Origin of the sequence: Micromonospora sp. (genome assembly GCF_048594385.1) — a bacterium.
In the GTDB taxonomy this organism is placed as follows: domain Bacteria; phylum Actinomycetota; class Actinomycetes; order Mycobacteriales; family Micromonosporaceae; genus Micromonospora; species Micromonospora wenchangensis.
The window spans coordinates 1-10,790 of record NZ_JBMDWU010000601.1; the positions used below are offsets into that span (position 1 = coordinate 1).

Below are 10,790 nucleotides of genomic sequence, written 5' to 3' on the forward strand. Positions count from 1 at the left end.
GAGCAGCACGATCGGCACGTACCGGGTGGCCGGGTTACCGCGCAGCGCGGTGACCAGGCCGAAGCCGTCCAGCCGGGGCATCATCACGTCGGTGAGCACCAGGTCGAACCGGCCTGCGGTGGCCTCCTGGAGGGCCACCGCGCCGTCCGGCACGGCCACTACCTCGTACTCGGGACTGAGCAGGCGGGTGACGTGTTCGCGCAGGTCGGCGTTGTCGTCGGCGAGCAGGATCCGGCCGCCCCGGGCGGGGTGGCCGGTGGCCGGGGCGGGCCGCCCGTCGCCGGCCGGATCGGGCCGGTCGGTCCACCAGGCGGTCTCCGTGACGTAGAGCGACGCCTGCGCCGACTCGCTGGTGGGCAGCGGCGCGGCGGCGGCGACCCGGTCGGGCGGCAGGTGCGCGGAGCCGAACGGGACGGTCACGGTGACCGTGGTGCCGTGGTCGACCCGGCTGGTGGCGGCGACCGTGCCGCCGTGCATCTCGACCAGTTCACGGACGAGGGCCAGGCCGATCCCGGTGCCCTCGTGGGTACGCGAGCGGACCCCCGGCACCCGGTGGAACCGCTCGAAGACGTGCGGCACCTCCTCGGCGGCGATGCCGACCCCGGTGTCGACCACCTCCAGCCGGGCCGTGCCGTCGACCGCGACCACCCGGACCCGGATCTCCCCGTCGAAGGTGAACTTCAGCGCGTTGGAGAGCAGGTTGAAGACGATCTTCTCCCACATGTCGCGGTCCAGGAGGACCGGCGCGGGCAGCGGCGGGCAGTCGACCACGAGCCGCAGCCCGGCCCGCTCGGTCGCGGAGCGGAAGGTGCTGGCCAGCCGGGAGGTGTATTGGGCCAGGTCGGTGGGCTGGTAGTGGGCGGCCAGCCGGCCTGATTCCAGCCGGGAGAAGTCGAGCACCGTGTTGACCAGCTTGAGCAGGCGCAGCCCGTTGCGGTGCATCATGGTCAGCCGGTCGAGGTGCTCGGCGGACAGCGTCGGGTCGGCCAGCATCTCCTCCAACGGGCCGAGGACGAGGGTCAGCGGGGTGCGGAACTCGTGGCTGACGTTGGCGAAGAAGTTGGTCTTGGCGCGGTCGAGCGCGGCCAACTCGGCGGCGCGGGCCCGCTCCTGCTCGTACACCCGCTGCTGGCCGACCACCCGGGACACCTGCGCGGCGATCAGGCCGAGGAAGTCGCGGTACTCGTCGGTGAACGGCAGCCGGGCGGACCGGCCGACCACCAGCGCCCCGGCGGGCTCGCTGGTGGCGGTCAGCGGCAGCACCAGCGCCCGGGGGGCGACGTCGTCCGGCACCGCGCCGAGCAGCTCGGCCACCTCGATCTCGGCGGCCACCCCGCCGGCGGCCACCCGGGCCAGCGTGGCCGGCGGCTCGGCCGGCACCCGGGCGGGAGCGACGCCGCTGGCCCCGGCCGGCACCGGCCGACCGGTCTCGTCGGTCAGGTAGACCAGGGCGAACGGCACGTCGGCCCGGTGCCCGTCGAGCACCGCCGCCGTGGCCCGCCCCAGCTCGGCCATGCTGCCGGCCGCGCCGAGCCGGACGCCGAGTTCGGCCAGGGCCCGCAGCCGGCGTTCCCCGACGACCCGGCCGGTGGTCTCGTTGACGAAGCAGAAGACGCCGTTGACGCTGCCGTCGTCGTCGCGGATCGGGTCGTAGGAGATGTCGAAGTAGACCCGCTCGACGAAGCCGTGCCGGTCGAGCAGGAACGGATGGTTCTCACCCCGGTAGGACTCACCGCTGCGGCGTACCCCGTCGAGCAGGGGGCCGAGCACGTCCCAGGTCTCGGCCCAGTGTTCCCGGGCCGGCCGGCCGAGCGCCACGGGATGCTTGTCGCCGATGGTGGGCCGGTAGGCGTCGTTGTAGAAGGCCAACTGGTCGGGGCCCCAGAACATGACGCTCTGGGCCCGCGAGGAGAGCATCATGCCGATGGCGTGGCTCAGCGCCGCCGGCCAGGTGTCGGGGCTGCCGAGCGGGCTGGCCGCCCAGTCGTGTCCGCTCAGCCGACCGCCCATCTCGCCGCCCGCCGCGAACGCCCCGGCCAGCCACGGCGGCAGTACGCGGTCGGCGGACGACGGTGCGGACAGCCCACGGCCATCCTCGCCCCCACGGGCCGAGCTCATCCGCGCCCCCTGCTTCGGCCGGTCGTGCCCCCCAGAACGCCTCGGCTCACGCCGGTCGCGTCCGTCTTCTACCCCGACGGATCAGGAACGTAACGCACAGGTTCCGACGGACGCTGGTAACCCGTGCCTCATCCTGCCGTCATCTGCCCGACAGCGCACGGTGAGGGGCCGGCGCTCAGAAGACCGGCAGGCCGTCGATGCTGGCCGCGTTCTTGGTGGCCCGGTAGGTGACCAGATCCTCGGCGGTGCGCCGGGAGTGTGACGTGAGCAACAGGTCCCGGTCGGAGCGGTAGTCCATCAGGGGCACCGCGTAGCCGCAGGAGTCGCTGACCCGGTCCACGGTCACCCCGATCACCGCCCGCACGGCGTGCACGTCGGGCGGCTCGGGGAAGTCGGTCAGCAGCGCCGCGAAGCCGGGGTCGGTGACCGGGGTGGCGACACCCCGCCCGTGCAGTCGGACGATCTTCGGTGGGCCGTCGAAGGCGCAGAACATCAGCGTGATCCGGCCGTTGTCCCGCAGGTGGGCGATCGTCTCCGCGCCGCTGCCGTGGTAATCCAGCCAGGCCACCCGGTGCGGGCCGAGCACGACGAAGGTGCCCCGCATGCCCTTGGGGGAGACGTTGACGTGCCCCCCGCTGCCGCTGGGCGCGGTGGCCACGAAGAACATCGGCTGCGCCTCGACGAACTCCCGCAGTCGCCCGTCCAGCGCCGGATACACGGTCCCCATAGCGTCATCCTGCCGCCGCTGACCGCATTCCGGGACAGGTTTCCCAGCTGGCAGGAAGCGTCAGCGGTCCCGGGCCGCCCTCACCAGGGCGCTCACCGGGCGCGGGTCGTCGTCGTTCTCCGGATGCCACTGCACCCCGAGCAGGAACCGTCGCGCCGGGTCCTCCACCGCCTCCACCACCGAGTCGTCGGCCCAGCCGGTGACCGTGAGCCGCCCCGGATCGGCCACCGCCTGGTGGTGGTACGAGTTGACCCGGTCCACCCCGGCCAGCACCGACGCCGTCCGGGTCCCCGGCGCGAACCGGACCGGATGCGCCCCGTACACCCCCGGGGCGGGGCGGTGCCGGTCGTGGCCCACCACGTCCGGCAGGTGCTGGTGCAGCGACCCGCCGTACGCGACGGCCAGCAACTGCATGCCCCGGCACACCCCCAGCACCGGCAGGTCCACGGCGAGGGCGGCAGCCAGCAGGGCAGACTCTCCGGCGTCCCGGTCGGGCCGGGGCTCGGTACGCGGGTCCGCCGGCTGGCCGTAACGCTCCGGGCCGACGTCCGCGCCACCGGCCAGCAGCAGCCCGTCGAGCACGTCCACCACGTCGGCGTCCAGGTCGTCCGGGGGCAGCACCACGGCCCGGCCCCCGGCGGCGGTCACCGAGCGGACGTACGCCTGCGGGATCAGCGACGCCGGCACGTCCCGCCAGACGGCCCAGCTCGCCGGCTCGACGTACCCGGTGATGCCGATCAGCGGACGCGCCCTGCGGCCGGACGGCCCGGCGCCGCCACCCGCCGGCCCGCTCACAGCGGGGTGACGTACGCGCCGGTGATGCCGCCGTCGACGACGAACTGCGCGGCGGTCATGAACGACGCGTCGTCGCTGGCCAGGAACGCCACCGCGGCGGCGATCTCCTCCGGTGCGCCGAACCGGCCCATCGGCACGTGCACCAGCCGGCGGGCGGCCCGCTCCGGGTCGGCGGCGAACAGCTCCATCAGCAGCGGGGTGGCGACCGGGCCGGGGCAGAGCGCGTTGACCCGGATGCCCTCCCGGGCGAACTGCACACCCAACTCCCGGGTCATCGCCAGCACCCCGCCCTTGCTCGCGGTGTACGCGATCTGCGAGGTGGCCGCCCCCATCAGCGCCACGAACGAGGCGGTGTTGATGATCGAACCCTTGCCCTGCCGGCGCATGTGCGGAATCGCGTACTTGCAGCACAGGTAGACGCTGGTGGTGTTGACCCGCAGCACCCGCTCCCAGGCGTCCAGCCCGGTGTCGAGGATCGAGTCGTCGTCGGGTGGGGAGATGCCGGCGTTGTTGAACGCCACGTCGACCCGGCCGTGCCGCTGCACGACCCCGTCGAAGAGGTCCCGCACGGCCGCCTCGTCGGCGACGTCGGTGTGCACGTACTCGCCGCCGACCTCCTCGGCGGCCCGCCCACCGGCCTCGTCGTCGATGTCGACGCAGACCACCCGGGCCCCCTCGGCGGCGAACCGCCGCACGGTGGCCAACCCGATCCCGCTGCCCGCCCCGGTCACCACGGCGACCCGGTCCTGTAGCCGACCCTGCACTGGCGTCACTCCTCTGTGCCGATGAAGACGTTCTTGACGTCGGTGAAGGCGTGCAGCGCGTCCGGGCCCAGCTCACGGCCGAGCCCGGAACGCTTCATCCCACCGAACGGGGTCCAGTAGCGCACCGAGGAGTGTGAGTTGACGCTCAGGTTGCCCGCCTCCACGGCGCGGGCCAGCCGCAACGCCCGGCCGACGTCCCGGGTCCAGATCGAGCCGGACAGGCCGTACTCGGTGTCGTTGGCGAGCCGGACCGCATCGGCCTCGTCGTCGAAGGGGAGCACCGAGACGACCGGCCCGAAGATCTCCTCCCGCCAGTGCCGGTCGGCCGGGGAGTCGGCGAGCAGCACCGTCGGGGCGTGCCAGAAGCCGGGGCCGTCGGGCCGGTTGCCGGTGAACGCGACCCTCGCACCGTCGAGGTAGCCGGCGACCCGGTCCCGGTGGGCGGCGGAGATCAGCGGGCCCATCTCGGCGGTCTCGGCGGCCGGGTCCTCCACCCGCAGCGCCCGGACCGCCGGTTCGAGCAGTTCCAGGAACCGGTCGTAGACCGGGCGCTGGACCAGGATCCGGGAGCGGGCGCAGCAGTCCTGGCCGGCGTTGTCGAACACGGCGTACGGCGCGGTGGCCGCCGCCTTCTCCAGGTCGGCGTCGGCGAAGACCAGGTTGGCGCTCTTGCCGCCCAGCTCCAGGGTGACCCGCTTCACCTGGGCGGCACAGCCGGCCATGATCCGGGTGCCCACCTCGGTCGAGCCGGTGAAGCAGACCTTGCGGACGGCCGGGTGGGTGACGAACCGTTCGCCGACCACGTCGCCCCGGCCGGGCAGCACGGTGAACACCCCCTCCGGCAGGCCGGCTTCGCGCCCCAACTCCGCCAGCCGCAGCGCGGTCAGCGGGGTCAACTCGGCGGGCTTGAGCACGACCGTGTTGCCGGCGGCCAGCGCGGGGGCGAAACCCCAGGCGGCGATCGGCATCGGGAAGTTCCACGGCACGATCACCCCGACCACGCCGAGCGGTTCGTGGAAGGTGACGTCCCAGCCACCCGGCACCGGGATCTGCTGCCCGGTCAACCGCTCCGGCGCCCCCGCGTAGTAGTCGAGCACGTCGCGGACGTTGCCCGCCTCCCACCGCGCATTGCCGATGGTGTGCCCGGAGTTACGCACCTCCAGCCGCGCCAACTCCTCCAGGTGCGCGTCCACCAGCCCCGCGAACCGCCGCAGAACCCGCCCCCGCTCCCCCGGCGCCACCTGACGCCACGCCTCCAACGCACCAGCAGCCCGCGAGATAGCCGCATCCACCTCCCCCGGTCCGGTGGCCGCCACCTCCCCCACCACATCCCCGCTCGCCGGATCAAACACCCGCGTCACACCCCACCCCTTTCCCCGTCGATCATGGAGTTGTGGTGCCCCGCATGAACCACATACCGCCACACGTCGCCCACCACAACTCCATGTTCGACGCCGCAGTGGGGGTCAGAGGCGTTCGAAGCCACGGGTTAGTTCCCAGTCGGTTACCGCGGCGTCGAAGGCCGCCAGTTCGACCTTTGCCTGGTTGGCGTAGTGGGCGTGGACCTCGTCGCCGAAAGCCGACCGGGCGATGTCGGAGGCCTGCCAGAGGGTCAGGGCGTCGCGGAGGGTGGGTGGGACGCGCTCGGCGGACGGGTCGTCGTAGGCGTTGCCGGTGCACTCGTCGGCCAACTCCAGCTCCTGCTCGATGCCGTGCACCGCCCCGGCGACCAGGGCGGCGATCGCCAGGTACGGGTTGACGTCCGCGCCGGGCACCCGGTTCTCCACCCGCATCCCCTGCCCGTGGCCGACCAGCCGCAGCGCACAGGTGCGGTTGTCGGTGCCCCAGCGCAGCGCGGTCGGCGCGAACGAGCCGGGCTGGTAGCGCTTGTAGGAGTTGATGTTCGGGGCGAACAGCACGCTCATCTCGCGCATGGTGGCGAGCAGCCCGGCCAGCACCCGCTGCCCGGTGACGCTGAGCTGCGCCGGCCCGTCGCCGAGCATCGCCGAGCGGCCGTCGACGTCGCGCAGCGAGAAGTGGATGTGGCAGGAGTTGCCCTCCCGGGCGTTGGGCTTGGCCATGAACGTGATCGACACGCCCTCCTGGGCGGCGATCTCCTTCGCCCCGTTCTTGTAGATCACGTGGTGGTCGGCGCAGGCCACCGCCTCGTCGTAGCGGAAGGCGATCTCGTGCTGGCCGAGGTTGCACTCGCCCTTGGCGCTCTCCGGGGTCAGTCCCGCGCCGGCCATCTCGGTGCGGATGCGACGCAGCAGCGGCTCCACCCGGGCGGTGCCGAGCAGCGAGTAGTCCACGTTGTACTGGTTGGCCGGGGTGAGGTCGCGGTAGCCGCGCCGCCAGGCCTCCTCGTACGAGTCGCGGTAGAGGACGAACTCCAGCTCGGTGCCGGCGTACGCGGTCAGCCCGTGGTCGGCCAGCCGGTCGAGCTGCCGGCGCAGGATCTGCCGGGGTGAGGCGACCACCGGGCCGGAGCCGTCCAGCCACTCCAGGTCGGCCAGGAGCAGCACGCTGCCCGGCTGCCACGGCATCCGGCGCAGGGTGGACAGGTCGGGGCGCATGGCGAAGTCGCCGTAGCCGCGTTCCCAGCTCGACATGGCGTACCCGTCGACGGTGTTCATGTCGACGTCCACCGCGAGCAGATAGTTGCAGCCCTCGCTGCCGTTGGCGACGACCTGGTCGAGGAAGAACGGGGCGTGGAACCGTTTGCCCTGGAGGCGGCCCTGCATGTCGGTCAGGGCGAGCACCACCGTGTCGATCTCGCCCTCGGCGACGGCGACCCGGAGCTGTTCCAACGTGAGCGGGGCTTTCCTCATCCGTGCGCCTCCATCACCAAGGTCTACCGGCCGAGCGGATCACCGTCAATGCCCCGTCCGGGCGGGCCGGCAAACCCCTGACCCGGGGTGCCCGGTCGGACCCGGTCCGGAGACGGCGGCCCGGCCTGCGAGGGCCCGCCCGTGGCCCGGAGCCGGACGTGACCCCGACGCGCGAAACGAGCGGAAATTGTCGTGTGCACAAGGACGGAAATGCTTTTCCCAAGGGCGGGAAAGAAGCGCCGCGACACGCCACTCATCCGTTCGGACACATAGCCGACCACACCGATCGGTAATCGCACGGCGACCTTGCGTGAAAGTTGGAACCCTTGCCAGAATTTGAGCCGGCCGGTGCGACGCACGGCACTTCGTCGGCCGATCCGCACGACCACTTCCCCTGACCTGCCGCGTATTCGCGCGCAATGCGTCGACAGGTCACCGGAGCGTGGATGTTCGGCCCCCTCGGTCGCACCGGGCCGGCCGGCCCAGAAACACCCGAACTGCTCCATCACGACGCACCGAAGGACGCGTAATGACGAGAGTACGTCCCAGTGGGAAGCCCCGGGCCCTCGCCGCCCTGGTGGCGATCGCCGTTTCCGCCGCGCTGCTCGCGGTGGCCGGCCCGACCCAGGCGGCCCCCCGCACCGCCGGTGCCGACGCCGCGCAGCCGGCGGCGGGATCGTCCGCCACCGGTGGCGCGCGGGCCGGTCGCCTCGCGCCGCTGTCCACCGGAGCCACCGGCGTGTCGGCGGGTTCCTCCGGCATCCTCGCCTCGACCTCGGTGACGGGGACCGTCGGTTCCATCACCGTCACCTGCACACTGACCCCGAGCACCCCGTTCGTCTACTACGGCGGCCCGTACGGCGGCGGTGAGGAGGGCCTGGCGTCGGTGCAGTGCACCTATCCCGTCTACGCGATCCAGGTCGAGGTCGCCCTGTTCCGCTACAACACGCAGGTCACCTACAACACCAAGACGGCCTACAGCACCGTCCTCGGCACCGTCGACACCGAGTACCCCCGGTCCACCGGCGAGTACAAGACGGGCGCGGACGCCTTCATCACCTGGAACTACGGCGGCCCGACCACCTTCATCCCGCTCACCCTCAGCAACAGCGCGTACCTCTGACGGTCGCCGGGCGGCCCCCGGCCGGAACCCTTCAGGGCCCCGGCCGGGGGCTGTCCGTCGTCGCCCCGGAGGGCTGGTGGTCAGGCCGGCCCGTCGACCCGTGCGGCGTCCGCCGCCGGTGCCGCCGGTACGTCGACCGTCCGGCGCGGGCCGGTGAACCACGTCCGGGCCGAGGCGTACCACCAGATGCCCACCCCGAGCAGCACCCCGCCGACGGCCAGCGGCGCGTAGTTCACCGCCGACCAGCTGAACCCGTCGTTGCCGGGCACCCCGGCCGGCACGATCGGCAGCACGAAGTAGCCCGAGATGATCACGATCTCGACCACCGCGACCCAGCCGAACAGTTTGTACTTGCGGCCCAGCGTCCACGGCCCCGGTTCGAACCGGTCGCCGAGGCGCAGCCGCAGCGCGATCGGGATGACGAAGGACAGGTAGAGGCCGATCACCGCCACCGACACCACCGCGTAGAAGGCGACCGGGACGCCGTCGCTCTGGTAGAGCGCCGGCAGGGTGAGCACCAGGCCGGCCAGCGTCGCCCCGATGATCGCGTTGGCCGGGGTGCCGTTGCGGTCGACCTTGGACCACAGCCGCCAGCCGGGCACCGCGCGGTCCCGGCTGAACGCGTACGTCATCCGGCTCATCGAGGTCACGCAGCTCATTCCGCAGAAGAACTGCCCGATGGTGGAGATGATGATGACCGTCTTGAAGAAGAACGGGGTCAGCGCGGATTCGAAGATGGCGCCGGAGAATCCGCCGGCCGCGTTGATCGCGTCCACGTCGGTGGCGGCGAACAGGAACGCCAACAGCAGGATCCACCCGCCCACCGCCGAATAGAAGATCGACCGCCACAACCCCTTGGCGGCGGCCTGCGACGCGCCCCGGGTCTCCTCGGACACGTGCGCGCAGGCGTCGAATCCGGTGATCGTGTACTGGGTGAGCAGGAATCCCAGCGGCAGCACGTAGAACCAGAACGTCAACCCACCGGTGTCGCCGTCACCGAATCCGGAGTTGTTGAACCGCTCGGTGAACACGAACTGGAAGCTCTGGTGCCGGTCGGGCACCAGCAGCAGGATGGCCACCACGGCGGCGGCGCCGGCCACGTGCCACCAGACCGACACGTTCTGGAGTACGTCGATGATCCGGTGCCCGAAGATGTTGATCAGCCCGTGCAGGGCCAGGATGATCACGAACAGCAGGAACGCCTGCCGCAGCGTCCCCTCCCACCCGTCGAAGAGCGCCGACAGGGTGAGGTTGAGGAAGGTGGCGCAGCCGTAGTCCACCGACGCGGTGACGGCGACCAGGCCGATCAGGTTGAGCCAGCCGGTGAACCAGCCGTGCACCGGCCTGCCCATCTTCGCCGCCCACCAGTAGATCCCCCCGGCCGTCGGGTACGCCGAGACCAGCTCGGCCAGGCAGAACCCGATGATCAGGATGAACAGCGAGATCAGCGGCCAGCCCCAGGAGATGGCGACCGGCCCGCCGTTGTTCCACGCCTGCCCGAAGGTGGTGAAACAGCCGGCCAGGATCGAGATGATCGAGAACGAGATGGCGAAGTTGGAGAAGCCGCTCCACGTGCGGTGCAACTCCTGCTGGTAGCCGAGTTCGGCGAGTCGTCGGGCGTCGTCGTCCGGCGCGTGCGGTTGCCCGGCGGTCGACGGTTGCCCGTTCCCGGCGGTCGGCGGTTGCCCGGTGGTCGGCGGGGGCGTTGTGGCCACAGCACACCTCCCTGAGGTGGTACCCGGTACTGCCCGGGTGATCCCCGGGTGCGCCCGAGTCTCGTCCCGCCGATCACGACGGTCAATCCGTCGCCGGTGCCGAACTCGTTAATTCGCGTCGCCCCGGGCGGCGGTGGTCAGGTCGCCCCAGCGGGCGGTAATCGGGTTGCCCCGGGTCCGGCACCGACGCATGCTTGAGCCCGTGACCAGGCCCGATCGCGACGGGCCGACGCCGGGCGCTCGGCAGGAGCCCGGCACCACGGCGGCGCGGGACGCCCACCTCTCTCTCACGTACGGTGTCGTGCCGTACCCGACGGGCGTCCCGCCCCGCCTCCCAATCTTGATCGACTCGCCTGGGCCGATGTTGCGGCATCCGCCGGGCATGGACACCGCAACATCGACCCAGAAGAGTCGATCTTGCGGGCCCCTCCCGTGGGTGGTCAGGTGAACAGGAGGCCGGCCACCCAGAGGGCGGCGATCACCAGGCCGGCCAGGAACTCCACCAGCATCGACAGGCCGGCCGCCTTCAACGCCTGCACGGTCGCCGGCCAGGCGAGCTGGTTGCTGCCCAGCCGCAGCCGTTCGGCCCCCCACACCCCGCCGACGAAGCCGATCACCAGGCCGATCACCGGGATGACGAAGAACCCGACCAGCCCGAGCAGACCCCCGACGAGCAGCGACGACGTGGGCACCCCGGTGCGCTTGAGGTTGCGCCCC

At 72.0% G+C, this 10,790-nt stretch carries 9 protein-coding genes; 1 reads left to right on the top strand and 8 read right to left on the bottom strand.

The window, feature by feature from the left end; all coding sequences use genetic code 11:
* From ACOJTC_RS31355 to ACOJTC_RS31380, 6 genes are all read right to left on the bottom strand, one after another.
* The coding region (locus ACOJTC_RS31355; protein ID WP_420119584.1) for an ATP-binding protein at nucleotides 1-2,118 on the bottom strand (2,118 nt) is incomplete at its 3' end.
* A gap of 175 nt (nucleotides 2,119-2,293) precedes the next feature.
* Entirely contained in the window at nucleotides 2,294-2,845 is a 552-nt protein-coding gene (locus ACOJTC_RS31360; RefSeq protein WP_420119585.1) for a pyridoxamine 5'-phosphate oxidase family protein, read from the bottom strand.
* A gap of 60 nt (nucleotides 2,846-2,905) precedes the next feature.
* Complete coding sequence (locus tag ACOJTC_RS31365) at nucleotides 2,906-3,640, bottom strand: gamma-glutamyl-gamma-aminobutyrate hydrolase family protein (protein ID WP_420119586.1); 735 nt, start codon at nucleotides 3,638-3,640, stop codon at nucleotides 2,906-2,908.
* Nucleotides 3,637-4,404 carry a 3-oxoacyl-ACP reductase gene (locus tag ACOJTC_RS31370; RefSeq protein WP_204923873.1) on the bottom strand — a complete coding sequence of 256 codons (768 nt, stop codon included), beginning with the start codon at nucleotides 4,402-4,404 and terminating at the stop codon, nucleotides 3,637-3,639. The genes ACOJTC_RS31365 and ACOJTC_RS31370 overlap by 4 nt, the downstream gene beginning before the upstream one ends.
* 5 nt (nucleotides 4,405-4,409) lie before the next feature.
* The gene (locus ACOJTC_RS31375) at nucleotides 4,410-5,756 is read right to left on the bottom strand and encodes an aldehyde dehydrogenase family protein (RefSeq protein WP_420119587.1); all 1,347 of its coding nucleotides are present in this window, start codon (nucleotides 5,754-5,756) and stop codon (nucleotides 4,410-4,412) included.
* Nucleotides 5,757-5,870: 114 nt separating this feature from the next.
* Nucleotides 5,871-7,235, bottom strand: coding sequence for a glutamine synthetase family protein (locus tag ACOJTC_RS31380; RefSeq protein ID WP_420119588.1), 1,365 nt, complete (start codon nucleotides 7,233-7,235; stop codon nucleotides 5,871-5,873).
* Nucleotides 7,236-7,764: 529 nt separating this feature from the next.
* Here ACOJTC_RS31380 and ACOJTC_RS31385 point away from each other — a divergent pair.
* Nucleotides 7,765-8,358, top strand: coding sequence for a hypothetical protein (locus tag ACOJTC_RS31385; protein ID WP_420119589.1), 594 nt, complete (start codon nucleotides 7,765-7,767; stop codon nucleotides 8,356-8,358).
* Between the two features lie 80 nt (nucleotides 8,359-8,438).
* Here the strand turns inward: ACOJTC_RS31385 and ACOJTC_RS31390 are convergent, their stop codons facing one another.
* On the bottom strand, nucleotides 8,439-10,073 hold the full coding sequence (locus ACOJTC_RS31390; protein WP_420119590.1) for an amino acid permease: 1,635 nt from the start codon (nucleotides 10,071-10,073) through the stop codon (nucleotides 8,439-8,441).
* A 440-nt stretch (nucleotides 10,074-10,513) separates the two neighbouring features.
* The coding region (locus ACOJTC_RS31395; RefSeq protein WP_420119591.1) for a DUF456 domain-containing protein at nucleotides 10,514-10,790 on the bottom strand (277 nt) is incomplete at its 5' end.